The organism is Streptomyces sirii, assembly GCF_045690365.1.
Classification (GTDB): Bacteria; Actinomycetota; Actinomycetes; order Streptomycetales; family Streptomycetaceae; genus Streptomyces; species Streptomyces sirii.
On the sequence record NZ_CP147982.1, the window covers coordinates 4063643 to 4089045 of the forward strand.

A 25403-nucleotide genomic window follows, 5' to 3' on the forward strand; every position below is an offset into this window, starting at 1 on the left:
GGACTACCCCCGCCGCGGACTACATCCGCTCAGACGGCATCCGCGCGGATCCGTGGCCAGGACGTCAGTCGAGGTCCTTGGAGTACTCGGTCGTGACGCAGCCGTCGATCTCGCCCTCGTCGACCGATAGCCCCTCCGGCGCCTTGAAGTCCGAGGTGCAGTTGAGGAACAGCAGCCCGGCCTTGAGGAGCTGATGGCGCTGGTCGTCGCCGCTCGGATCGACGGCGAAGTCATCGCCGATCATGAGATCGTCCTGCTCGTCCTCGTTGCCCTTGACGGCGGTCTGGAACGCCTCCATGTCCTCGACGGTCAGGAAGTCGACGTCCCCGCCACCGCCCGCCGGGTCGTCGCACTCGCCGCCGCCGTTGATGCCCGTCATCCCCATGGCCTCGACCTGCTGCACTTCGTGGGGCGAGGCGATGTCCACGACCTTGCAGCCGAGCGCCGTCTTGAGGAACTCCCCCGCTCCCTGGGGCGAGTCCGCGGAGGGCAGCCCGCAGGCGGAGACCGATCCCAGGGCGACGACGGCTGCGACGATGGCGAGTGTTCGATGGAAACGCATGACGTTCCTTTGCAGATGTGGCTGTGGGCCGGGTTCGCCGACCGGATGCGGCGCGCCACGACCGCAGGGGTGAAGAAAGCCAACTGCTCTCCCCCCGTTCCCCCCGCCGTGATCAGTTGACCTGGACATGTTAAGCGGGCCGCCGGCCGGCGGAGGCGCGGTAGCTCGACCTGCCCGCCCGTCAGCTCACTTCACGCACCGGAAGACACCCCCTGGCCCTTCGGCGCCGACGGCCCCCACAGCCCGTCCCGCGTGAGCCCGAGCAGGTCGATCGCGTTCCCCCGGACGATGCGCTCCACCACGTCCGGTGCCAGGTGGCCCATCTGGGACTCGCCGACCTGCCGGGACTTGGGCCAGGTCGAGTCCGAGTGCGGGTAGTCGGTCTCGTACAGGACGTTGCCGACGCCGATGGCGTCCAGGTTGCGCAGCCCGAAGGCGTCGTCGAAGAAGCAGCCGTAGACGTGCTCGGTGAAGAGTTCGGACGGTGGGCGCAGGACCTTGTCCGCGACGCCGCCCCAGCCGCGATTCTCCTCCCAGACCACGTCGGCACGTTCGAGGATGTACGGGATCCAGCCGACCTGACCCTCGGCGTACATGATCTTCAGGTCGGGGAAGCGGTCGAACTTGCCGCTCATCAGCCAGTCGACCATCGAGAAGCAGCAGTTGGCGAAGGTGATGGTGGAGCCCACGGCGGGCGGGGCGTCGGCGGAGGTCGACGGCATCTTCGACGAGGAGCCGATGTGCATCGCGATGACCGTTCCGGTCTCGTCGCAGGCGCGCAGGAACGGGTCCCAGTAGTCGGTGTGGACGCTGGGCAGCCCCAGGTGCGGCGGAATCTCGCTGAAGCAGACCGCGCGGACGCCGCGGGCCGCGTTGCGCCGCACCTCCGCGGCAGCCAGTTCCGCGTCCCAGAGCGGGATGAGGGTGAGGGGGATCAGACGGCCCCGGGCCTGCGGGCCGCACCAGTCCTCCACCATCCAGTCGTTGTACGCCCGCACCCCCAGCAGACCCAGCTCCCGGTCCTCGGCCTCGGTGAAGGTCTGGCCGCAGAAGCGGGGGAAGGTGGGGAAGCACAGGGCGGACTGGACGTGGTTGACGTCCATGTCGGCGAGGCGCTCGGGCACGCTGAAGGAGCCCGGGCGCATCTGCTCGTAGGTGATGCCCTCCAGCCTGATCTCGTCGCGGGAGTAGCCGACGGCGGTGTCGAGCCGGGTCAGGGGGCGGTGCAGGTCCTCGTAGACCCACCAGTCGGCTATCGGCCCGTCGTCACCCGGGGCACCCATCTTCGGGGCGAATTTCCCGCCCACGAAGGTCATCTCCTTCAGGGGGGCGCGGACGATGCGCGGGCCGATGCCGTGGTACTTCGACGGGAGTCGGTCCCGCCAGACGTTGGGGGGCTCCACCGTGTGGTCGTCCACCGAAATGATCTTGGGGAAGGTCTCCATACCCGCTACCGTAGCGCCGATCTGACGATCCGTCAGTAAACCGCGAGCCGCCGCGGAGGAACGGCGAGGAGCGCGGAAGTTACGGCTCCACCACTCCGCCGTGCGCCGCCCCGCCCCCGCCCCCAGCAGCCGAGGAGGCTTTGTGCACGGTCCGGACCCCTACTGACGGAAGCGGGCGTGACAAGGCAGACTGGCCGTTGCACACAGCGAGATGGTGCATACAGCGTGGTCAATTTGGCACAGAGCAGGGGGACACCATGGACGACGGTCCGGGTCGGGAGCGGCTCCGCTTCACCGTGCTCGGTCCCGTACGGGCCTGGCGCGGCGCAACGCCGCTGGCAGCGGGCTCCCCGCAGCAGCGCGCACTGCTGGCGGCATTACTGCTGCGCGGCGGACGCACCGCCACCGCGCACGAGCTCGTCGACGCCCTGTGGGGCGACGAACCGCCGCACGCCGCGCTGGCGGCACTGCGCACCTACGCCTCCCGGCTCCGCAAGGCGCTGGGCGACGACGCCGACGCGCTGGTCAGCGAGTCCGGCGGCTATGCGCTCCGTCCGGTGGACGGCCACCCCCTGGACCTCGACCACGACCACGCCGAGCAGTACGCGGCCGAGGCGGAGAAGGCCAAGACCGCCGGCGACCGCGGCCGCGCCCGGCAACTCCTGGACAAGGCACTGGCACTGTGGGACGGCGAGCCGCTGGCCGGCCTGGCCGGTCCGTACGCCGAGACCCAGCGCACCCGCCTGCAGGAATGGCGACTGTCCCTCACCGAGACCCGCCTCGAACTGGTCCTGGAGGCCGGCTGCCACGCCGAGGCGGTCTCCGAGCTGACCGCGCTGACCGCCGCCCACCCGCTGAGCGAGCGGCTGCGCGAACTGCTGATGCTGGCGCTGTACCGCAGCGGCCGGCAGGCCGAGGCGCTCGCCGTGTACGCCGACACCCGGCGGCTGCTCGCCGACGAGTTGGGCGTCGACCCCTGCGCCTCGCTCTCCGACCTCCAGCAGCGCATCCTGCGGGCGGACACCGATCTGGACGCGCCGCCCGTGGTCATCGACGGGCCGGACGCCGCCGACCACGTCGTCGTACGCCCCCAGCAACTCCCGGCCACGGTCGCCGACTTCACCGGCCGCAGCGCCTTCGTCTCCGAACTCGGCCGGCAGCTCGCCACCGCCGAGGGCAGCGTGATGGCGGTCTCCGCGCTCACCGGCATCGGCGGCGTCGGCAAGACCACCCTCGCCGTGCACGTCTCCCACGCCGCCCGCGAGCACTTCCCCGACGGCCAGCTCTACGTCGACCTCCAGGGCGCCGGCCACACCCCCTCCGAACCGGAGGCGGTACTGGGCGCCTTCCTGCGCGCGCTGGGCACCCCCGACGCCTCCATCCCGGACGGCCTGGAGGAGCGCTCGGCGCTCTACCGCTCCACGCTGGCGGGGCGGCGGGTGCTGGCGCTGCTCGACAACGCCCGGGACGCCGCCCAGGTGCGGCCGCTGCTCCCGGGGCAGGAGGGCTGCGCGGCGCTGGTCACGAGCCGGGCCCGGCTGATCGACCTGGCGGGCGCGTACCTGATCGACGTCGATGTGATGAGCCCCGAGGAGGCGCTGAACCTCTTCACCCGCATCGTCGGCGAGGAGCGGGTCAGCGCCGAACGGCAGTCCGCGATGGCCGTGGTCGGCGCCTGCGGCTTCCTGCCGCTGGCCATCCGTATCGCCGCCTCCCGGCTGGCCGCGCGCCGTACATGGACCGTCTCCACCCTCGCCCGCAAGCTCGCCGACGAGCGGCGCCGGCTGGACGAGCTGCGCGCCGGCGACCTCGCCGTCACGGCCACCTTCGAGCTGGGCTACGGCCAGCTGGAGCCCCACCAGGCCCGCGCGTTCCGGCTGCTGGGCCTCGCCGACGGCCCGGACATCTCGCTCGCCGCCGCGGCCGCCCTCCTGGACATGGACCTGGAGTCCGCGGAGGACCTCATCGAGTCGCTCGTCGACGCGAGTCTGCTGGAGTCCGCCGCCCCCGGCCGCTACCGCTTCCACGACCTGGTCCGGCTCTACGCCCGGGCCTGTGCGGAACGCGACGAGCAGCCGCCGGCCGAGCGGGACGCGGCGCTCTCCCGGCTGCTGGACTTCTATCTGGCGACGGCCAAGGAGGTCTACACCCTTGAGCGTCCGGGCGACCGGCTCGCCGACCACATGGCGCGTCCGCAGTACGCGGGGCTGGTCTTCACCGACCGCATAGGGGCATTGGAATGGCTCTTCGGGGAGGCCCGGTGCCTGATGGCCTGCGCACAGCAGTCCGCCGGTCCGCAGACCCTGCGGCGCGCGGCGGACCTGCTGCTGCTGGCGCAGGACCTCGCCGAGTCGGGGGCCGACTCCCGGCAGTACGAACAGGTCAACATGGCGCTGCTGGACGCCGCGCGCGCGATGGACGACCAGCGCGCCCAGGCCCGCATCCACGTCGCGCTGACCAACGTCCACACCCTGGCCGGACGCTTCGACAAGGCCGACGAGCACGCCCAGTCGGCCATGCTCCTCGGCCTGGCGACCGATGACGCGTTCGCCTCGTCCTACGCCCCCAACGACCGCGGGATCATCGCCAACTCGCAGAACCGGCACGCCGACGCCGAGGCCTACCTCACCCAGGCGCTGACCGCCTTCCGCGCGGACCGCAACAAGCCCTCGGAAGCCAGCGCCCTGTGCAACCTCTCGCGGGTCCATCTGGCCACGGGCCGGGTGGACACCGCGATCCGGCTGGCTCAGGACGGCATCGCGATATACCGGGAGCTGGGCGCCACCCGCCGGCTCGCCAACGGCATGTACGCGCTCGGTCTGGCCTTCACCCGCGCCAAGCGGCTGGACGACGCCACCGAGCAGCTGAACAAGGCCCTGGCCATCTTCCAGGCGAGCCGGCAGCGCTTCTGGGAGGGCATGACCTACTTCCGGCTGGCGGAGGCGGATCTGACCGCCGGTCACCCGGCGCCGGCCGCCAACCACGCCGAGCAGGCGCTCACCGCGCTGCGCGCCATCGGCGGCGAGTGGTGGCACGCCAACGTCCTCACACTGCTGGGGCGGGCGCTGGACGGCGTCGGGCAGTCCGGGCGCGCCCGGGTGTGCTGGCAGGAGGCGCTGGCGGTCTTCGAGCGCCTGGGCTCGCCGGAGTGCGCGGTGGTGCAGGGCCTGCTGCGGCCCGTCGCGGCCGTATGACCAGCAACGACGCTCGTACGGGCGGTCGGTGGCGGAAGTAGACGCGGACGTTTATCGATCGTTCATCGCGTCACGCCAATCTCTACTTACCGACCCGCCGCCTCGGGGGGCAAGCGGTTCGGTGAGTTGGCCCCACCGTTATGGTGTTCGGCCCCGATACACCTGACCGGCGACCCACGGGGGAGTCGCCGGCCGGGTGTGCCGGTAACAAGCGCCCAAACACTGGAGTTGATCAGCTTGGCCACCGAGAACACCCAGCAGCCGGACGAGCGGGACATCATCAAGCCGCTCGACCACCACCAGCCCATCCTCGGCCCCAACGGGCGCCGTATCGCCGGCAAGAAGGACCAGCCGGTGACGCCCGGGGAAGAGATCACGACGTTCGACCACCACCAGCCCATCGGCAAGCCGCTCGGCGATGCCTTGGGTGAGCCCAAGTAAGAACCGCAACAAGGTTCGGGGGATCGCAGGGGCCGTTTCGATGGCATGGAGGGGAAGCCATCGAAATCGGCCCCTGCGGCGTATCCGCACGGAAATTCGTCATCCGGCCGAGCCACGGCACTTTCCGGCCACGCGTTCGAACAAACGCTCGTTCCGTGCCGGTCGCTCTCTACTCTCTACGCACAACACGCACCACCACGCCACCCGTCACGGAGGAACCGGCATGACCCGCACACGCAAGGCTGTTGTCCTCGCCGCACTCACCCTCGCCGCCGCGACCGCGGCCGCCGCACCGGCGATGGCCGACGCGCACCACGCCCGGCCGGGCACGATCTCCACCTTCGACCACCACGTGCCGATAGTCGGAAACCTCGGCACCTCCGAAGACGTCGCGCCCAAGGCCCCTCACTCCTGATCCACGGGGCACTTCGGCACCAGGCACCGCACAGCGAGCCGGCAGCGAGACCATGCGCAGGGCATGGCCCCGCTGCCGTCGCTTTCTCCGCACCGCGGCCCCCTCGCCTCCCTTCACGGCACCGCTTCCTTTCCGCCACTTCCCGACTCCTGACACTCCGTCAGTTTCGTTGGTACAGTCGCGCCACCCGGCCCGGCGAGGTCATCCGACCGGGCCCGTACCGTCCTGCTCGCAGTCAGGAGGCGCGCCGTGTTCGAACCCGCTCGTGTGCAGACGCTCTGGGAACTGGTCGAGTACCGGGCGCGGGCCTCGCGCGGGGCGCCGATGTTCTTCGACGGCGACGGGCGGACCGTCACCTTCGACGGCGTACGCGACGAGGCGCTGCGGGTCGCGGCCGGGTTCCGTGAGCTGGGGATAGGGGCCGGGACCCGGGTGGCGTGGCAGCTGCCGTCGCGGATCGAGACCGTGGTCGCCTCGCTGGCGCTGGCCCGGCTCGGAGCCGTGCAGACGCCGGTCATCCCGCTGCACCGCGAGCGCGAAGTCGGCTTCATCCTGGCGGAGTCGGCGGCGCAGTACGTCCTGGTGCCCGGCACCTGGCGGGGCTTCGACCACACCGCGATGGTGCGCGGGCTCGCCGGGGACGGGGTACGGGTGGTCTCGGTGGCGGGCGGGCTGCCGGTGGGCGATCCGGGCGGGCTGGACCCGGCGGCCGCGGCGAGCGGGGACGGCCGGACGACCTGGATCTACTACACGTCCGGCACCACCACCTCGCCCAAGGGCGTCGAGCACACCGATGCCACGCTCATCGCCGGTGGGGTGGGGCTGGCCACCGCGCTCGGGATGTCCGCGCACGACATCGGCTCGATCGCCTTCCCCTACGCGCATATCGCCGGCCCGGACTATGTCATCGCCATGCTGGTCAGCGGCTTTCCCGCGGTCATCCTGGACAGCTTCGAGCCGGGCCGGGCGGCGGCCGTCTACCGGCGGCGGGGCGTCACCATGGCCGGCGGCAGCACCGCCTTCTACCAGGCGTTCGCGGACGAGTCGCGGCGCTATCGCAAGGAGCGGCCGACCGCCGGACGGCTGATCCCCTCGCTGCGGCTGCTGTCCGGCGGCGGCGCACCCATGCCGCCGGAGCTGTACGCCGCGGCCGGACGGGAGCTGGAGTGCGCGCTCGTGCACGGCTACGGGATGACCGAGTGCCCGATGATCGCGATGGGGACGCCGTACGACAGCGACGAGCAGCTGGCGCGGACGGTGGGCAGGCCGGTGGCGGGGGCGCGGATACGCATCGCCCGGCCGGACGGGAGCGAGGCCGCGACGGGCGAGACCGGTGAGGTGACGCTCAAGGGGCCGATGCTCCTGCGGCGCTACACCGACCCCGCGCTGACCGCCGAGGCCTTCGACGTACAGGGCTACTTCCACACCGGTGACCTGGGGCTGCTGCGGCCCGACGGGCACCTGGTGCTCACCGGGCGCCTGAAGGACATCATCATCCGCAAGGGCGAGAACATCTCGGCGCAGGAGATCGAGGACCTGGTGCACACCCATCCGTCGGTGGCGCAGGCCGCGGTGATCGGGCTGCCGGACCGGGAGCGCGGCGAGCGGGTGTGCGCGGTGGTCACGCCCGCCGATCCGGCCGCTCCGCCGCTCACGCTCGGCGCGCTGACCGCGCATCTGCGGGCGGCCGGGCTGATGACGCAGAAACTGCCGGAGCAGCTGGAGATCGCCGAGGAGCTGCCGCGCGGCGGACCGCTGAACAAGGTCCTGAAGGCGGCACTGCGGGAGCGGTATACGCAGTCGCAGTAGCCGGTGCCCCGCGCGAGGGTCTTCGGCGGTGTGGCGATGAGTTCCGCGCGGCCGCGGAGTCTTCACTGGCAGGGGCAGTGCCGGGCACGGGCGGCCCCGGACCGCAGTGCAGGCCCCAGGGCGGAAGGAACCAGGGACGATGACCGAGATGATCGACTTCGGCGCGCAGACCCGGCTGGTGTCACGGATCGCGGAGCACACCGCCGAGGGGCAGCTCCAGGCGCCCACACCGTGCGAGGAGTACGCCGTACGCCACCTCCTGGGCCATCTCGTCGGGCTGGCCGCCGCCTTCCAGGACGTGGCGAGCAAGGAGCTGGGGCCGACGACCGGCACCTCCCCCGACGCGTTCCGGCCGGATGTCGGGCCCGACTGGCGCGCCGAACTGGACCGGAACCTCGTGGGAATGGCGGAGGCCTGGCGCGCCCCGGAGGCCTGGCAGGGCGAGACCCAGGCGGGCGGGGTGCCCCTGCCGGGCGCCCTGGCGGGCCGGATCGCGCTCAATGAGCTGGTGGTGCACGGCTGGGACCTGGCGCGCGCCACCGGCCAGGACTACGCGCCCGACGCGGACAGCCTGGGGGTCTCCTACGGGCTGCTGTCGTCCTGGGCCGAGGGCGAGACGGGCCCGCTGTTCGGCGCCGTGGTCGCGGTGCCCGGCGACGCCCCGCTGCTGGACAAGGTGGTGGCGCTCAGCGGCCGCCGGCCGGACTGGACGCCACCGGGGTCGTAGCCCGCGTCGGGGCGGGCTCGGGAGGACTCGCGCGGATCACGCGGGAGCGGGTCCCGGGACTCCGTCGCGCAACCGGGTCTTGAGGACCTTGCCGCCGGCGTTGCGCGGGAGTTCGGGGACGAAGGCGACCTCCCGCGGGACCTTGTAGTTGGCCATCTCCCGGCGGGACCAGGCGATCAGGTCGTCGGCGGTGAGGGAGGAGCCGGCGCGGCGGACCGCGTAGGCCTTGCCGACCTCGCCCAGGCGGGGGTCGGGTATGCCGATGACGGCGACATCGGCGATGTCCGGGTGGCGGCCGAGGAGTTGCTCTATCTCGGCGGGGTAGGCGTTGAAACCGCCGACGATGAACATGTCCTTGATGCGGTCGGTGATCCGGAGGTTGCCGGCCGCGTCCAGGGTGCCCACGTCGCCGGTGCGCAGCCAGCCGTCGGGCGTGATCGCGCGGGCCGTGGCGGCCGGGTCCTCGAAGTAGCCGGACATCACGTGGTAGCCGCGGACCAGCACCTCGCCGGGGTCTCCGGGCGCCGTCGGGCGGCCCTCGGCGTCGACGACCCGGACCTCGGTGCCGGGCAGGGCGCGGCCCGAGGTCGCGGCGATGACGCCGGGCGGATCGCCGCGGCGGCACATCGTGACGATGCCCGAGCTCTCCGAAAGGCCGTACGCCGTCAGGACCGTGGAGATCCTCAGCTCGCCGCGCAGCCGCTCGACCAGTTCCAGGGGGACGACGGCGGCGCCGGTGACCACCAGGCGCAGCGCGGACAGGTCGTGCAGGGCGCGGTCGGGGTGGTCGAGGAGCTGCTGATGGAGGGTGGGCGGGCCGGGCAGCACCGAGATCCGCTCGGCGGCGATGTTGGCGAGCGCGGTCCGCACGCTGAAGACCGGCTGCGGGACCATCGTCGCGCCGCGCAGCAGGCAGGCGATGATCCCGGCCTTGTAGCCGAAGGTGTGGAAGAACGGGTTGACGATCAGATAGCGGTCGCCCGCCTGGAGACCGGCCAGTTCGCTCCAGACGTCGTAGGCGCGCAGGGTCTGGGCGTGTGTGATCACGGCGCCTTTGGGGTGCCCCGTCGTGCCGGAGGTGAAGACGATGTCCGAGGGGCCCTCGGGGCGCAGGGCGTCGGCCCGGTCGCGGACCGTCTCGGTGGGGACGGCGGCGCCCTCGTCGAGGAAGTCCCGCCAGGTGGCGAAGCCGGCCGGGGCGTCGCCGGAGAGCACCACGGCCTTGTGCAGGTGCGGCAGTCCGGGCAGCGGGCCCGGGCCGTCGCCCTCCTGGGCGGCGCGGCGGAGCGAGGCGACGTAGGACGTGCCGAGGAAGGTGCCGGTGACGAAGAGCAGCTTGGCGCGGGTGCGGGCGAGGACGTAGGCGGCCTCGGCGCCCTTGAAGCGGGTGTTGACGGGGACCAGGACGGCGCCGGCGGCCACCGCCCCGAGGGCGGAGACGATCCAGTCCAGGGTGTTGGGCGCCCATACGGCGACGCGGTCGCCGGGTGCGACCCCGGAGGCTATGCAGGCGGCCGCGGCCCGCTCCACCCGCTCGCCCAGCTCGGCGTAGGAGATGCGGGTGCGGCCCTCGACGACGGCCTCCCGGGAGCCGTGACGCCGGGCGGCTTCGCGCACCAGCCGAGGAATGGTGCCGTACGCCAGGTCCGCCCGCGCGTCCACGTCGTCGTGCATCGCACTGCCTCCCGCCAAAGAGCTGACGACCACTAGCTGACTGTCCGTCAGATTAGCGGTAGCCTCCTCCGCTGTCAGCACTGGCGACCGGCCACGGAGGTGGCGATGGCGGTGACCCTCAAGGACGCTACGGCGATAGTCGGCATCGGGCAGACCCCGTTCGCCAAGCGGCTGCCCGAATCCGAGAAGACCCTGGCCTGCCGGGCGATCGTCGCGGCGCTGGACGACGCCGGGATCGCCCCCTCGGAGGTGGACGCCTTCGCCTCCTACACCATGGAGGAGACCGACGAGGTCGAGATAGCCAAGGCCATCGGCGCCGGCGACGTCACCCACTTCTCCAAGGTCGGCTACGGCGGCGGGGGTTCCTGCGCGACGGTGGCCCATCTGGCCGCCGCCGTCGCCACCGGACAGGCGAGCGTCGGAGTGGCCTGGCGGTCCCGCAAACGCGGTTCGGGGCCGCGCCCCTGGAAGAACACCCAGGTCCAGTTGCCGACCCCGGGGCAGTGGACCCGCCCCTTCGGACTGCTGCGTCCCGCCGACGAGATCGGCATGCTGGCCCGCCGCTATATGCACGAATACGGCGCCACCCGCGACCACCTCTTCAACGTCGCGCTCGCCTGCCGCAACCGCGCCAACCAGAACCCGGCGGCGATCATGTACGACCGCCCGCTGACCCGCGAGATGTACATGACCGCCCGCTGGATCAGCGAGCCGCTCTGCCTCTTCGACAACTGCCTGGAGACGGACGGCGCGCTGGCCTGCGTCGTGGTCTCCGCCGAGCGCGCCCGGGACTGCCGCCGGCGGCCCGTCTACATCCACTCCGCCGCCCAGGGCCTGCCCGCCCAGCACCACGGCATGGTCAACTACTGGAACGACGACCCGCTCACCGGCCCCGCCTGGACCGCCGCCCGGCACCTGTGGAAGGGCGCCGACCTCGGACCGCAGGACGTCGACGTGGCACAGATCTATGACGCCTTCACCCCCCTGATCCCCCTCTCCCTGGAGGGCTACGGCTTCTGCGGACGCGGCGAGGGAGCGGCCTTCACCGAGGGCGGCGCGCTGGAGATCGGCGGCCGGCTCCCCCTCAACACCGGCGGCGGCGGCCTCTCCGAGGCGTATGTACACGGTTTCAACCTGATCACCGAGGGCGTCAAGCAGCTGCGCGGCACCAGCACGGCGCAGGTCCCCGACGCCGCCACCTGCCTGGTCACCGCGGGCGAGGGCGTCCCCACCTCGGCCCTGCTGCTGAGGAGTTGAGACGCGATGAGTGCACCTGAGTCCGCTCGTGGGTCCATGGCACCCAGCGTGGCACCCGCCACTGACAACGGGCCCGGCGACGCCGCCGACCTGTTGCTTCCCGTCCCCGACGAGGACGGCGCACCGTTCTGGGAGTACGCCGCCGAGGGCGAACTGCGCGTCCAGGCCTGCTCCGGCTGCGACGAACTGCGCTTCCCGCCCCGGCCCTGCTGCCCGCACTGCCAGTCCTTCGCCGCCCACTGGCAGCGGATGACCGGCCGCGGCCGCATCTGGTCCTATGTGCTGCCGCATCCGCCGCTGCTGCCCGCCTACGCCGCGCTCCCGGGCTACAACGCGATCATCGTGGAGCTGGCCGAGGCCCCCCGCATCCGCCTCGCGGGCAACCTCGTCGCCGCCGCCGACGCCCCCCTCAACTCCGTCGCCCCCTCGCGGCTGCGCATCGGCGCCCCGGTGAAGGCCGTCTTCCACCCCATGCCCGGTGGCGTGACCGTACCCCGCTGGATCCTGGAGCGGCCGTGACGGTGGGCATCGAGATCACGGACGGCGTCGCGCTGGTCACCCTCGACCGGCCCGAGCGGCACAACGCGATCGACCTCGACACCGCCGAGGAACTCGCCGCCGCCTGGCGGGCGTTCCGCCTCGACGACTCCGTACGGGCGGCGGTGGTCACCGGCGCCGGCGGCCGGGCCTTCTGCACCGGTATCGACCGCTCGGTCGACGTCCCCCAGCCGTCCTCCCCCTACTCCGTCGACGACCCGCTGCTGGGCATCGGCCCGAAGGCCAACGACCTGTGGAAGCCGGTCATCGCCGCCGTCGACGGAATGGCCTGCGGCGGCGCCTTCTACCTCCTGGGCGAGGCCGAGTTCATCATCGCCTCCGAGAGCGCCACCTTCTTCGACCCGCACACCACCTACGGGATGGTCAGCGCCTACGAGTCCATCTACATGGCACAGCGGATGCCCCTGGGCGAGATCGCCCGGCTGTCGCTGATGGGCACGGCCGAACGGCTGGGCGCCGCGCGCGCCCACGAGATCGGCCTGGTCTCCGAGCTGACCGCACCGGGCGCCGCGGCCGAGGTGGCGCTGCGCCGCGCGGCAGCCGTCGCCGCGCAGCCGACCGGGGCCGTCCAGGGCACCGTACGCGCCCTCTGGGCGGCCAAGGAGGCGGCCAGAGCGCAGGCCCTGGCGCACGCCCCCCAGCTGATCGCGCTGGGCAGTCTGCCGCCGGACCGTCAGGCGGAGCTGTTCGCCGCCCGGAAGCGGGACCCCGCCCCCTGACCCGTCACATCCGGGTCTTCTGCGCCCGGGTGATCTGGCAGGTGTACCAGAACTGCCCGATGGAGGACTGGTTGACCGTGTACTTGGCGGTGTAGGTCTCGGTGTCGCCGGGGCCCACGATGATCGACCGCTCGTGCAGCCCGTACGCCTTGCCATCGGCCGGCCTGGCCTTCATCCAGTTGACGGCCATGTCGTAGGAGAAGCTGTCGGTGGACGACGGGTTGGTGATGGAGACCGTGTACGTGAACTGGCGCAGCGAGTTCGAGAAGTCGCAGTTGCTGCCCCTGACGTCGTTCCGCCCGTCGGGGTCGAAGGTCTCCTGGGTCGGCGAGGGCGAGTAGGTGTCCGACGGGTATCCCGTAGGCGTCGGACTGTAGGGGTCGTAACTGCTGCTGGACGAGGGGCTCGGGAAGTTGGTCGGCACCTGGACCCGGGGCCTGGTCAGGGCGCAACCGCCGACCGTGGCGACCGTGGCCAGCACCAGCCCGCCCGCGACCGCCACCCTGATACCCGTACGGGCACCGCCGCGGATGCCCATGCCTGTGCGTGTGCGCTGCTTCATGCGACTGTCCCCCGTGGAAACCTCTGAGCCCCGCCACCCCATGGATTGACGCGTGCACGGCACCCTAGCAAGAGTCGGTGACAGCCCCCGCAGGCCCCTGCGACGCGGGTGGCCGTACTTGTCTAGCGGGTGCAGACGGGCAGGCGTAGCGTCGGTCACGGAGGACGAACAGGACAATTCGAAGCGAGGCGACGCCCGTGGTGCGCAACGTTCTCGGGTCCCTGATCGCCCTCGTCGGAGCGACGGCCGCCGTCTGGAGCCCCTTCCGTCCCTGGTACGACGGCCGTCACGGCAGGGACATCCGGATCGAGGACCTCTTCGACGGCATCACCCCCGACAGCGCCCCGCTCTTCGGATCCGTCCTGCTCCCCATGGCCTTCGCCGCCCTGCTGACCCTGATCGGCGTCGCACTGCGCTCCCGACTGCTGGTCGCCCTCGCGGGCCTGGTCGTCCTCGGCTTCACGATCCTGTGGATGGTCCGCCAGGGGCAGGCCGCGAACGAGCTGACCGCCGGGGCCCGCGGGCTGGGCGTGGGCGTCGCCAACGCCCTCGGCGGCGGTGCGCTGATCCTGCTCGGCGCCCTGATCATGCGGGGCCGCGAACGCGCCGGGTACGGCCGCGGAGCCGACCGACGGCACGACGAGCGGCGCTACGACGACGGGTACTACGACGACCGACGCTATGACGACCGGCCGTACGACGACGGGTACTACGGCGGCTACGGACCCGACGCTCCCTATGACAGGCGCAGGCCCGCTTCGCCGGCCGCCTACCCCCCGGGGACGCCCGAACCGTGGGACGCGGGCCGCCCGGGCGCGGAGGAGTGGGACCCGGAACCGTACGTCGCGGGACCGGCCGGACCGCCTACGGGCGGCGCCGGCGGCACGTACCGCGAACAGGGCGACACCCCGACCGCCCCCTTGCCGGTCACCGAGCCGCCCCCGACCGAACGGCAACGGCGCCCCTTCTCTCCGCAACCCCGGCAGCAACGGCCCCAGGAACAGACCCGGCAACAGCCCCAGGAGCCACCGCCGATCATGTCGTCCCGTCGGCTGCCGCCCACGCCCCCGGTGGAATGGGGCCGGGAGCACCGCCGCCCGCAGCCTCAACAGCCGCGGCAGCCCCAGGAACCAAAGCCGGACAGGCCTCAACCGCCCCCGGAGGAACGGGAGTAGGGCGCGGGGAGACGGGCGTCGCGCCTCGCCCCACCACGTCCGCCGCGCGTCGCACAGCGCTACGCCCGGCGCGCCAGCCCCGTCCCCTTGGCCGCGTCCAGCGCGTACACGCAGCGGTCCTTGCTGCACGCGTAGACGACTCCGCCGACGGCCACCGGCGAGCCGGTGATCTCGCCGCCGGTCTCCAGCTTCCAGCGCAGCTGGCCACCCATCGCATCGAGCGTGTACAGACAGTGGTCGGCCGAGCCGAAGTGCACCCGCCCCTCGGCGACGACCGGTGCGCCGACGACCTCCGCGCCGGCCTGGAAGCGCCAGCGCGGGGTGCCGGTCACCGCGTCCAGGGTGTAGAGCGCCTTGCCGCTGCCCAGGTGGACCGCGCCGTGGGCGACCAGCACCGGTTCGGTGGACTGCCGGGCCTCGGTGGCGATCCGCCAGCGGTCGCGGCCGTCCGCCGGGTCCAGCGCGTAGACCGTGCCCAGATAGTCCGCCAGATAGACCCCGCCGCCGGTGACGGCCGGTCCGGGGGCGAAGGCCGGCGGGCCCAGGAACACCGCGGGCGCCTCGAAGTGCCAGCGCACATCGCCACGCGCGATGTCGATCGCCAGCACCCGGGTCCCGGCCACCACGTAGACCGCGCCGTCCGACGCGGGCAGCAGCCGCATCGGCACCCCGCCGCAGGCCGCCGCGTCGCCCACCGGGTACGACCAGCGTTCGGCGCCGGTCCGCGCCTCCAGCGCCTTCAGCCGCGCATCGGCCCACACGAACACCGTGCCCTCGTGCACCACGGGCCCGGCCTCGGCGGTCTCGAAGTCGGTCTGGACGCCGCCGATCTCCCACAGCAGCTCGCCGTTGCCGGCCTCCCACGCCTGGACGCCGCCACCACGGGTACTGGTGACGACGGTCCCGCGGTCGACCTTGAGGGCGTAGACCCAGCCCTCGGTGTTCAGGCGCCAGCGCTCGGTGCCGTCGACGGCGTCCAGCGCGTACAGGCTCGGACCGTCCGAGGCGTGGATCCGCCCGTCCGCGACCGCCATCGCCCAGGCGACGTCACGGGTCTTGAACTTGCGGCGCCCGCTCGCCACGTCGAGGGCGTGCACCTCGAAGGACGTGACATAGAGCAGCTCGCCGTCCACGGCGGGGGTGCCCCATACATCGTTCGACATGCGGAAGCGCCAGGGGCGCCAGCGGCCCGGCTCGGCGGACGGCGACTCGGACGGGGCGGCGGGCTGCGCCGCGGCGCCCTCGGCCACCGGGGCACCGGCGGGCGCCGCGCCCTGCTGCGCACCGGCCGCCGGGCCGCCACCGGGAGGCCGTACCCAGTTCGTGGCGGCACCGGCCTGCCCGCGCGGCTGCGGCTCGCGGGCTTCGGCGCGCGGCCCCGGCCCTATCGGGGCGGGCGAGCCGCCGAGGTGCACGGGACCGGCGGCGCCCTCGGCGGGCGGCGCGGCGACAGGCGGTGCGGTGGCGGGCGGCGCCGCGGAGACCGGGGTCATCCGGGCCGTCGAGATGTCCGGGCCGATCGGTGCGGGCTGCGGCATCGGGCCGGGGTTGCCCCTCGGGTCACCGCCGCGGGGGCCCACACCGGGACCGGCGCCGATCCGACCGGGCCAGCCGGACTCCGCGGCGGCCCCCGCAGGGGCTCCCGCGGGCCGCGGAGGCGCCTGTACGGGCCGGGGTGCGGGCATCGGGGGCGACGGCGGCGGCACGGGCGCAGGACGGCCGGCAGCGCGCCCGGAGCCCGCCCGCTGGGTGTCCTTCGGCACGGTGGAGCGCCCGCCGCGCCGGCCCTCGATGAGCGCCACCGCACCGGGCGGCAGCCAGGCCGAGGCCGTACCGCTGTCGTCGCTGCCGGAGCCGAAGAGGTGCGGGGCGAGCTGGGACTGCAGATCGGCGGGGGACGGGCGGTGGCCGGCCTCCATCTGCATACAGGACTCCAGGAGCGGACGCAGTTCGTCCGGCAGCCCGGTCAGGTCGGGGCCCTCCCGCAGCAGCATGAAGACGGTCTCGACGGGGTTGGCGCCGTGGAAGGGGGCGTGCCCGGTGGCGGCGAAGACCAGGGTCGAGCCGAGGGAGAAGACATCGCTCGCGCCCGTGACGCTGCGCGAGTCCCTGGCCTGCTCGGGCGACATGTAGGCGGGTGTGCCGACGGCCACGTTGGTCATGGTCAGCCGGGTGTTGGACACCCCGGAGGCGATACCGAAGTCGATCACCCGGGGGCCGTCCTCGACGACCAGCACGTTCGACGGCTTCAGGTCGCGGTGGACCAGTCCCGCGCCGTGGATGGACTGCAGCGCCTCGGCGATACCGGCCGCCAGCCAGCGCACCGCCTGGGCCGGCAGCGGCCCGCACTCATTGACTATTTCCTCGAGGGAGGGCGCGGGGACGTACGCCGTCGCCAGCCACGGCACCGCGGCGCGCGGATCGGCGTCGACGACCGCCGCGGTGTAGAAACCGCTGACCGCGCGGGCCGCCTCGACCTCGCGTGTGAAGCGGACCCGGAACAGCTGGTCCTCTGCGAGCTCGGTACGCACCGTCTTGATCGCCACGCGCCGGCCGGACGCCGAGCGCGCCAGATAGACCAGTCCCATGCCGCCGGCCCCGAGACGGCCGAGCACCTCGAACGGCCCGATCCGCCGGGGATCGTGCTGCGTCAGCTGCTTCAGCTGCTCCACCACTTGCCTGCCACCTCCCCGTGGGGCGTAAAAAAAGAGACTCTCAAAAGCCACGAGCCGCCGAGAGCCACTGCCCCGATGCAGCGTCTCACCGCCTGGCCGAAACGGCCGTCCGCGTGCTGATTCTTCCTGGCCGAGCCGACGGTTGCGAACCCGGGGCCTGTCCGCCGTGTCATGGCATACCCCCCGCGACCCGCAACAGGCCCGTTACCCGACGTAACCCAACCTGGCCTGACGTGCTCCGATTCGTCCGCCGACGGGTGGTCACCTAGGGGTTACCGATGAGTTGCGGCTTCCCCCCGGGCGCGACACCGCCCGATATACGGACGTTCACCGCTCCGTTTCGACGGCCACCGGCCGTGCCCGGCACCGTTGCCCCTCGTCGCCCCCCGTCACCCTCCCCTGCCCGACGCCTCAATTCTGCGCCGCCGACGGCCACTTCGATGCCAGGACACCCCGCGCGGCGTGCGATCGCCGTCCGCGCAGGGATTATCGCCGGCCGCCGTGGTGGCCATATGTCCAAGCTAGCGCTGGTTCGCGCCGCGCGCTCGCGGAGCAATCAAACACAATCAATCGAACGCGAACTCGATTCCGGTGGATACTGGTCGTTTCCGCGCGAGAAAGCAGAATCGATGCGCGATATGCGCACCGAGCGCCCAACTGACGTCCGCGATTGCCTATTTCATGCACAGAGGGTGACCGCTTATCCACCAAAGTTGTCCACAGCCTGTTGATAAGGCCATTCACTGCTTCGGATCAAGCCCCCGCACCCAATCCACCGCCCCCAGCAGGCCCGCCACCAGCGCACTCACGCGGAAGCGCGCACCCCTAACTCCCCATCCCCATTTGCAGGCAGCCAAATCGCGCTCCGATCACCCCTCGGTAAGCTGACGGCATGACAGGACAAGTTCGAACCGTCGACGGCAGAGTTGCTGGCCGCCGCGGACAGGCGACGCGGCAAAAGCTTCTCGACTGCCTCAGTGAAATGCTCAGTTCGTCCCCCTACCGGGACGTCAAGGTCATCGATGTGGCCCGAAAAGCGGGGACTTCTCCCGCTACGTTCTATCAGTACTTCCCGGACGTCGAAGGAGCCGTCCTCGAAATCGCCGAGGAGATGGCCAAGGAAGGCGCCACTCTGACCGATCTTGTCGCCGAACGCTCCTGGGTGGGCAAGTCCGGCTGGCAGGCGGCAGAGGACCTGGTCGAGGGTTTCCTCTCCTTCTGGCGCAAGCACGACGCGATTCTCCGCGTCGTCGACCTGGGCGCGGCCGAGGGCGACAAGCGGTTCTACAAGATCCGCATGAAGATCCTCAACGCCGTCACCAACTCGCTCACGGACTCCATCCAGGAACTCCAGAGCAAGAACAAGGTCGACAAGGACGTGAGCGCGGCGGCCATGGCCGGCTCCATCGTCGCGATGCTGGCGGCGGTCGCCGGACACCAGAAGGGCTTCCAGAGCTGGGGCGTCAAGCAGGCCGAGCTCAAGCCGAATCTGGCGCTGCTGGTGCACTTCGGCATCACGGGCAAGAAGCCCACCAAATGAAGCGGACCATATGAAGCGGACTTCCTAACGGAACACCACCAGGCAACCGCACCGGCTACCAGGGGAGCGGCCAGGCAACAGCCGCGCCTCCAAGTCCCGGTGCACCCGAGCCGGTTCGCCGTCGGCCCGTATTGGTCCTGTACTCGTCCTGCCATAGCCGTACCGCACACAGCGGGTGCCGCACGTCCCCCGAGGGGTACGCGAGGCACCCGCTGTGTGTGCGTGGGAACCGTCCGCGTTCGGCGGGCTCAGCGCCGCTCCAGCCGGAACAATCGGATCTCCCGCTCCACCCGCGCCTGGTACGCGGCGTACGGCGGCCAGAACTCAAGCGCCGCCCGCCAGGCCCGCGCCCGCTCCTCACCGGTGAGCAACCGGGCCCGTACGGGAATGTCCTCGCCCCGCCAACTGACCTCCGCCTCCGGATTCCTGAGCAGGTTTCCGGTCCAGGCCGGATGGCCCGGCCGCCCGAAGTTGCTGCCGATCAGCAGCCACCCGCCGTCCTCCCGCGGCAGGCAGGCCAGCGGCGTACGCCGTGGCTGCCCGCTCCTGGCGCCGGTCGCGGTCAGGATCAACCCGGGCAGCATCCGGGCGCTGAGCAGCACCTTCCCGCGGGTCAGCCGATGCACCGCGCGGTCCAGAGCCGGAATGAGGTGCGGTGCGACCCGGGCGAACGCACGGGTCGACGAGACCTTCTGCACCAGCCGCTCACCTGGTGGCATCACGCATCCACCGCCTCTCGGGCACGGTCCGTCGCCGGCGCACCGGTCGGCCGCGCGGCCCCGGCCGGCGCGCCGCCGTCCACCGCGCCCGCCCCGCCGGGGAACAGCCCCGCCTCCTCGGCGGCCCGGGCGCGCAGCCGGTGCACCGGCCCCAGCAGCAGTTCGTCGCAGGCCGCGCGCTTGAAGTACAGATGCGCCTCGTGCTCCCAGGTGAAGCCGATGCCGCCGTGCAGCTGCACCGCCTCGGCCGCCACCGCCCGCAGCGCCTCCAGCGCCTGCGCGAGGGCCAGCGCGGCCACCCCGGGCTCGGCCGTCCCGTGCGGACCGTATGGGGCCGCGGTGTGCTCCCCGGACCCTCCGCGCCCCGCCGACCACGCCGCGTAGTACACCGCCGAGCGCGCCGCCTGGAGCGTCACATACAGGTCGGCGAGCCGGTGCTGGACCGCCTGGAAGGAGCCGATGGGCCGGCCGAACTGCTCGCGCTCGCGGACGTAGGCGACGGTCCGGGCCAGCGCCGTATCGGCCGCCCCGACCGCCTCGGCGGCCAGCGCCGCGGCGGCCACCGCACCGGTCGCGGCGAGCGCCCGCGCGACCGCCGCCCCGTCACCTCCCCACTCGTCCTCCCCCGCTCCCTCGCCCAGCAACTCCGCCGGGACATCGCGCAGTTCGAGCCGCGCCTGGGCCCGGGTCTCGTCCAGCGCGGTCTGCCGGGTCCGCAGCAGCCCCCGGAGGCCGGCCGGTCCCTCGCCCCGCACCTGAGCGTCGGCCCGTCCGGCGGTGTCCGCAGGTCCAACGGCGTCCGCCCGTACGAGGAAGAGCAGTGTGCGGCTGCGCGCGAAGCCGCCGGTGTGCGCGGCCACCACCAGCACCTCCGCGGTGTGCCCGTTCAGCACCTGCCCGGCCTCCCCGTACAGCCGCCAGCCGCCGCCCTCCGGCCCGGCCGCCGCGCCCTCCGGCGCCACGCGCCGCGCCTGGATGCCGCCGGCCCGGCCGCCGCCCGCCCAGTCGCCGTCGTTGGCCCCGGTCAGGGCCAGCGCGGTGGCCAGCCGTCCGCCCGGTACGGCCAGCGTCCCGGTCAGCTCCCCGGTCGCCAGAGGGGGCAGCAGCTCGGCGCGCTGCCGTTCGCTGCCCAGTGCGAGGATCAGCGGGGCGGCCAGCGCCGCGGTGGCGATCAGCGGCGAGGGGAGTACGGCACGGCCGGTCTCCTCGCAGGCCAGGGCGAGTTCGGTGGGCCCGCAGCCCACCCCCGCGTACGCGGTGGGCAGCGCCAGCCCGGGGAGGCCCAGCTGGGCGGCGAGCCGGCGCCACAGCCGCTCGTCGTAGCCCGGCGGGGTGCGTACCGCCGCCTTGACCTCGTCCGGGCCGCAGTGTTTGTGCAGCAGCTCGCGCAGCGTGCGGCGGATCTCGTGCTGCTCCTCGGTGAACGCGGCATCCATCGGCGGGCTCCTCCCGGCCGTGCGACAACGCCCGTCCGGTCCGAACGGGCCCCGGCTTCCGATCTGACGGGGCGTCATAGTAGGGACGGGGGGTGCACTTTCCTAGGGTCTTCCCGGTTCCTGGGGACACCCGGCTCCCGGACCCCCTCCACAGCCACTCACGCTCGCCCCGCGCCCTGCCCGCCCGAGAGAATCTGATGTACCGTCAGATCTATGCCTTCAGCGCCGCCAGTGCCGTCAGCTGCTTCAGGTCCGCCGGTGTCTTCCAGGGCCCCGTCGGGGCAACGCAAGGTCGCCATAGCCGGGGTGGCCCTCTCCGACTGCGGCCGCGTGGACGAGGCCACCCCGTACGCCCTGCACGCGCAGGCCGCCCGCCGGGCGCTCGCCGACAGCGGACTGGACCGGTCGGTGATCGACGGCTTCGCCTCGGCCGGGCTGGGCACTCTCGCCCCCGTCGAGGTCGCCGAGTACCTGGGACTGCGCCCCACCTGGGTCGACTCGACCTCGGTCGGCGGTGCCACCTGGGAGGTGCTGGCCGCGCACGCCGCCGACGCGATCGCCGCCGGCCAGGCACGCGCCGTACTCCTCGTCTACGGCTCCACCGCCCGCGCCGACATCAAGGCCCGCCGCCGCACCGCGAACCTCTCCTTCGGCGCCCGCGGCCCGCTCCAGTTCGAGGTCCCCTACGGGCACACCCTGATCGCCAAGTACGCCATGGCCGCCCGCCGCCATATGCACCAATACGGCACCACACTGGAGCAGTTGGCCCAGATCGCGGTCCAGGCGCGCACCAACGCGGCGGCCAACCCGGACGCCATGTACCGCGACCCGATCACCGTCGACGACGTCCTTGCCGGCCCGATGATCGCCGACCCGTTCACCAAGCTGCACTGCTGCATCCGCTCCGACGGCGGCTGCGCGGTCCTGCTGGTCGCCGAGGACTATGTGCCCGACCTCGCCAAGCCCCCGGTATGGGTGCTCGGTTCCGGCACCGCGGTCTCCCACACCACCATGTCCGAGTGGGACGACTTCACGGTCTCGCCCGCCGCGGTCTCCGGCCGCCTCGCCTTCGCCCGCGCCGGTGTCCGCCCCGCCGAGATCGACCTCGCGCAGATCTACGACGCCTTCACCTATATGACCCTGGTGACGCTGGAGGACCTGGGCTTCTGCGCCAAGGGCGAGGGCGGCGCGTTCGTCGAGAAGGGGCGGCTGCTGCGGGACGGCGAACTGCCGGTCAACACCGACGGCGGCGGCCTGGCTGCCTGCCACCCGGGCATGCGCGGCCTGTTCCTGCTGGTCGAGGCGGTACGCCAGCTCCGCGGCGAGGCCGGGCCCAAGCGCCAGGTCCATCGGGCCGACGGCGGGCCGCCGCAGCTCGCGGTCGCCTCGGGAACGGGCGGCTGGTTCTGCTCGTCGGGGACGGTGGTGCTGGGGCGGGGCTGACGAGGGGCGGGGTGGCGAGGGGCGGCCCCGGGGCCCGGGCTTGAGCCCCGGGCCCCGGACCGCCCGCCCCTGTTCCGTCAGCCCAACAGCTCCTCGATCAGATCCGCGGCCCGGCGGGCTCCGCCCTGTGCGCGGACCTCGGCCCGCAGCGCGGCCGAACGCGCGGCGACCATCGGATCGGCCGTGAGCTCCACCAGGGCCGTACGCAACGCCTCCGCCGTGGCGTCGGCGGTGTCGATACGGCGGGCGACGCCCAGCTCGACCAGCCGGTCGGCGTTGATGAACTGCTCGGCGCCCTGCGGCACCGCGATCATCGGCAGCCCGGCGTACAGCCCCTCACTGCTGCCGCCCATCCCCGCATGCGTCACAAACGCGTCCGCCTGCTCCAGGACGGCCAACTGCGGGACCCACGACCGCACTTCGATGTTCTCCGGGAGCTTCGCCCCCAGCTCCGCCGGGTCGATGTACTTGCCGATCTGCAGCACCACGTGCCAGCCCGGCAGGTCCCCGAAGGCCGCCACGCACTGCCGGTAGAACTCCGGCTGACGGGTGTACGCCGAGCCGAGCGACACCAGCAGCACCTTCTGCGCACCGGCCGGCCGCACCCAGCCGCCCTGCTCCGCACGGCCGTCGAGGCACGGCCCGACGAGGGTCACGGCGTCGGCGTCGACCCGGTCGGCGTGCGGCTGCATGGCCCGCGGGATCAACGCCAGCGCCCGGCGCGGCCGGCCGGAGAACTCCTCCACGTCCGTGGTCACCGCACCGCTGCGCGCGAGCCAGGCGCCGAAGCGGGCCTGATAGGCCTCGGCCCCCGGCAGTTCGGCGTAGGCCGCGCCGATCTCCTCCTGGGCGCCCTCCCACGTCACGAACGTCGGGGAGAGCTGGACGAGTTCGCGGCCCTGCGACTCGGCCAGGGCACGGGCGGCGAACGAGCAGACGTCGTGGAGGTAGAGGTCGGCCGGGTCCTCGTCGTAGACGGCCCGCAGCTGCGGCAGCATCTCGACGGCCTCGTCGAGGAAGAGCGCGGCCGCGGCGATGGGGTCCTGGGGCCAGTCGTTCTCGGCGACCGGCAGGGTGGTGGTGCAGCGGACGAACTCGGCGCCGGTGGAGGCGATCAGTTCGGCCGCGTGGTCGCTGTTGGCGTACGTGACGCGATGACTGCGGGCCACCAGCTCTCGGATGATCTCCAGACTGGGCAGCACATGGCTGACCATGGGCGAGCCGAGCATGGCGATATGGGCGGTACGGCGCATGGAAAGGCACTTCCTTCACAACAGAATTCACGGCGGGGAACACGGAAAGCCCGACGGCCCGGGCGGCGGCGTGCAGCACCGGCCGCAAGGCCGGTGGCGCGCCGGGCACGCCTGGGTGCGGGCGGGGCGGACGACCGCCCTCGGCCGAGTCAGCCGTAGATCTGGTGGAAGTGATGCATGCGGAAAACCTAGCCGGGGACGCCGGCGCGGGGCGACCGGTTTTTCGGCGGGCCGGCAAGCCCGTCCATACAAGCGTCATAGACAAGCGTTTAAGACGCTCGTATAGTCGAGACGTCGGGCGGCGCGCACACCGCGACCGAGCGCCGCGAAGTGCGCGCCGCAGCCCGCTCAGCAGCACCCTCCACCGCACGCCCGAAGGGAACCCCGCCATGTCCGGAACCGCCCCGCACGCCCGCACCGGCTCCAGCCCCCGCACCGCGCCCCGCACCGCGCTGATCTCCGGCGCGAGCGTCGCCGGCCCGGCGCTCGCCTACTGGCTGCACCGCTACGGCTTCGCGGTGACCGTCGTCGAGCGCGCCCCCGAGCTGCGCACCGGCGGCTACAAGGTCGACATCCGGGGCGCCGCGATCGAGGTCGTCGAGCGGATGGGGATCCTGGAGGACGTCCAGCGCGCCGGCACGGACATGCGGACCGGTGCGTACGTGGACGACGACGGCAAGCGGATCGCCACCCTCCCGGCCGACATCTTCGGCGCGCGGGTGGGTCGCGACGACGAGATCATGCGCGGTGAACTGGCCCGCATCCTCTACGAGCGCACCCGGACCGACGTCGAGTACCTCTTCGGCGACTCGATCACCTCGATCACTCCCGTCACGCCCACGGCGGCGCGCGCCACCGGCGCACCGCGTCCGGGTGACCACTCGGGCGCCGCGCCGGAAGGCGTCGACGTCACCTTCGAGCGGAGCGCTCCGCGCCGCTTCGACCTCGTCGTCGGCGCCGACGGCCTGCACTCGACCGTCCGGCGCCTGGTCTTCGGCCCGGAGGAGCAGTTCGTCCGGCACCTCGGCGGGTATATCTCGGCCTTCTCCATGCCGAACGAACTCGGCCTGGACCGCGAGGAGTTGTACCACGCCGTACCCGGCAAGCTGATCTGCGCCTACAGCTCGGCAGGGGATCCGCGGGCCACGGGCCTGCTGGTCTTCCGCTCGCCCCGCCTGACCTACGACCACCGCGACCGCGCCCGGCAACTGGCGCTGCTCCAGGACGCGTTCGAGGGCGTCGGCTGGCAGGTCCCGCGGCTCCTCGAAGCGGCCCGCGAGGCGGACGACCTCTACTTCGACGGGCTGCATCTGATCGAGATGGACCGCTGGTCGCGCGGGCGGGTGGCGCTGCTCGGCGATGCCGCGCACTGCGCCTCGCCGGCATCGGGGCAGGGCACGGGGATGGCGCTGGTCGGCGCGTACGTCCTGGCCGGGGAGCTGGCGGCCGGAGGGGAGCCGGAGGCGGCCTTTGCGCGCTACGAGGCGGAGATGCGCGGCTATGTCGCGGTCAATCACGCGCTGGCGCGGAAGTTCGCGAAGGAGATGACGGCGGACACCCGGGGGCAGATCCGCTTGCGGCATCTGATGCTGCGGATCCTGCCGCACATGCCGTGGAAGAACTTCGTGGCGAAGAAGATCGCGGAGGATGTGCAGCGGGGCGCCTGTGCGATCACGCTCAAGGACTATCCGCTGCCCGGCCGGGGGCGGGTTCCCGCGCAGGGCGGGGCGGCGGACGGTGCACCGGGTGCCGCGGCCGGTCCCGTGCCGGCCGCCGCGGCCCGCACGTACGCTGCCTGA

The 25403-nt window shown here is 72.6% G+C and carries 20 protein-coding genes; 12 read left to right on the forward strand and 8 right to left on the reverse strand.

Translation table 11 applies throughout. The features are described 5' to 3' along the window. Positions 1-64: 64 nt before the first annotated feature. Positions 65-562: a hypothetical protein gene (locus tag WAB15_RS18080; RefSeq protein WP_407286891.1), complete on the reverse strand. Its 498-nt coding sequence runs from the start codon at positions 560-562 to the stop codon at positions 65-67. Positions 563-753: 191 nt separating this feature from the next. Then, positions 754-2007 carry an amidohydrolase family protein gene (locus WAB15_RS18085; RefSeq protein WP_407286892.1) on the reverse strand — a complete coding sequence of 418 codons (1254 nt, stop codon included), beginning with the start codon at positions 2005-2007 and terminating at the stop codon, positions 754-756. 257 nt (positions 2008-2264) lie between these two features. On the opposite strand from WAB15_RS18085, the gene WAB15_RS18090 reads away from it, so the two are divergent. The 5 genes from WAB15_RS18090 (at position 2265) to WAB15_RS18110 (ending at position 8593) form a co-directional block, all read left to right on the forward strand. Then, entirely contained in the window at positions 2265-5201 is a 2937-nt protein-coding gene (locus WAB15_RS18090) for a BTAD domain-containing putative transcriptional regulator (protein WP_407286893.1), read from the forward strand. A gap of 237 nt (positions 5202-5438) precedes the next feature. After that, positions 5439-5642 carry a hypothetical protein gene (locus tag WAB15_RS18095; RefSeq protein ID WP_384430147.1) on the forward strand — a complete coding sequence of 68 codons (204 nt, stop codon included), beginning with the start codon at positions 5439-5441 and terminating at the stop codon, positions 5640-5642. Between the two features lie 223 nt (positions 5643-5865). Continuing rightward, positions 5866-6057, forward strand: coding sequence for a hypothetical protein (locus WAB15_RS18100; RefSeq protein WP_399146615.1), 192 nt, complete (start codon positions 5866-5868; stop codon positions 6055-6057). Between the two features lie 249 nt (positions 6058-6306). Then, positions 6307-7866 carry a class I adenylate-forming enzyme family protein gene (locus WAB15_RS18105; protein WP_407286894.1) on the forward strand — a complete coding sequence of 520 codons (1560 nt, stop codon included), beginning with the start codon at positions 6307-6309 and terminating at the stop codon, positions 7864-7866. A gap of 139 nt (positions 7867-8005) precedes the next feature. Beyond that, the gene (locus WAB15_RS18110) at positions 8006-8593 is read left to right on the forward strand and encodes a TIGR03086 family metal-binding protein (protein ID WP_407286895.1); all 588 of its coding nucleotides are present in this window, start codon (positions 8006-8008) and stop codon (positions 8591-8593) included. A 36-nt stretch (positions 8594-8629) separates the two neighbouring features. Here WAB15_RS18110 and WAB15_RS18115 read toward each other — a convergent pair whose 3' ends face one another. Beyond that, positions 8630-10267 (reverse strand): FadD3 family acyl-CoA ligase, encoded by a 1638-nt coding sequence (locus WAB15_RS18115; RefSeq protein ID WP_407286896.1) that lies wholly within the window; start codon positions 10265-10267, stop codon positions 8630-8632. A gap of 105 nt (positions 10268-10372) precedes the next feature. Here WAB15_RS18115 and WAB15_RS18120 point away from each other — a divergent pair, with 105 nt between their 5' ends. From WAB15_RS18120 to WAB15_RS18130, 3 genes are read left to right on the forward strand one after another with little or no spacing between them, the layout of a single operon-like run. Further along, positions 10373-11524, forward strand: a complete 1152-nt coding sequence (locus WAB15_RS18120; RefSeq protein WP_407286897.1) for a lipid-transfer protein — start codon at positions 10373-10375, stop codon at positions 11522-11524. Positions 11525-11560: 36 nt separating this feature from the next. Then, complete coding sequence (locus tag WAB15_RS18125; RefSeq protein ID WP_399146610.1) at positions 11561-12043, forward strand: Zn-ribbon domain-containing OB-fold protein; 483 nt, start codon at positions 11561-11563, stop codon at positions 12041-12043. Then, the gene (locus tag WAB15_RS18130) at positions 12040-12801 is read left to right on the forward strand and encodes an enoyl-CoA hydratase/isomerase family protein (RefSeq protein WP_399146609.1); all 762 of its coding nucleotides are present in this window, start codon (positions 12040-12042) and stop codon (positions 12799-12801) included. Before WAB15_RS18125 ends, WAB15_RS18130 begins: the two co-directional genes overlap by 4 nt. 4 nt (positions 12802-12805) lie before the next feature. Here the strand turns inward: WAB15_RS18130 and WAB15_RS18135 are convergent, their stop codons facing one another. Further along, the gene (locus WAB15_RS18135) at positions 12806-13363 is read right to left on the reverse strand and encodes a hypothetical protein (RefSeq protein WP_407286898.1); all 558 of its coding nucleotides are present in this window, start codon (positions 13361-13363) and stop codon (positions 12806-12808) included. Between the two features lie 197 nt (positions 13364-13560). Here WAB15_RS18135 and WAB15_RS18140 point away from each other — a divergent pair, with 197 nt between their 5' ends. Next, the gene (locus WAB15_RS18140) at positions 13561-14538 is read left to right on the forward strand and encodes a hypothetical protein (protein ID WP_407286899.1); all 978 of its coding nucleotides are present in this window, start codon (positions 13561-13563) and stop codon (positions 14536-14538) included. 59 nt (positions 14539-14597) lie between these two features. Here WAB15_RS18140 and WAB15_RS18145 read toward each other — a convergent pair whose 3' ends face one another. Continuing rightward, entirely contained in the window at positions 14598-17213 is a 2616-nt protein-coding gene (locus tag WAB15_RS18145; protein WP_399146606.1) for a PQQ-binding-like beta-propeller repeat protein, read from the reverse strand. An 892-nt stretch (positions 17214-18105) separates the two neighbouring features. Between WAB15_RS18145 and WAB15_RS18150 the strand changes: the two genes are divergently transcribed. After that, entirely contained in the window at positions 18106-18753 is a 648-nt protein-coding gene (locus tag WAB15_RS18150) for a TetR family transcriptional regulator (protein ID WP_384430115.1), read from the forward strand. A gap of 248 nt (positions 18754-19001) precedes the next feature. On the opposite strand, the gene WAB15_RS18155 is transcribed toward WAB15_RS18150, so the two are convergent. Beyond that, a complete protein-coding gene (locus tag WAB15_RS18155; RefSeq protein WP_399146605.1) occupies positions 19002-19472 on the reverse strand; it encodes a nitroreductase family deazaflavin-dependent oxidoreductase in 471 nt (156 codons plus the stop codon). Beyond that, positions 19472-20908, reverse strand: a complete 1437-nt coding sequence (locus WAB15_RS18160; protein WP_407286900.1) for an acyl-CoA dehydrogenase family protein — start codon at positions 20906-20908, stop codon at positions 19472-19474. The genes WAB15_RS18155 and WAB15_RS18160 overlap by 1 nt, the downstream gene beginning before the upstream one ends. A 213-nt stretch (positions 20909-21121) precedes the next feature. On the opposite strand from WAB15_RS18160, the gene WAB15_RS18165 reads away from it, so the two are divergent. Then, on the forward strand, positions 21122-22351 hold the full coding sequence (locus WAB15_RS18165; protein WP_407286901.1) for a thiolase C-terminal domain-containing protein: 1230 nt from the start codon (positions 21122-21124) through the stop codon (positions 22349-22351). A gap of 77 nt (positions 22352-22428) precedes the next feature. Here WAB15_RS18165 and WAB15_RS18170 read toward each other — a convergent pair whose 3' ends face one another. Further along, complete coding sequence (locus WAB15_RS18170; RefSeq protein WP_407286902.1) at positions 22429-23604, reverse strand: macrolide family glycosyltransferase; 1176 nt, start codon at positions 23602-23604, stop codon at positions 22429-22431. A 389-nt stretch (positions 23605-23993) separates the two neighbouring features. On the opposite strand from WAB15_RS18170, the gene WAB15_RS18175 reads away from it, so the two are divergent. Then, a complete protein-coding gene (locus WAB15_RS18175; RefSeq protein ID WP_407286903.1) occupies positions 23994-25403 on the forward strand; it encodes an FAD-dependent monooxygenase in 1410 nt (469 codons plus the stop codon).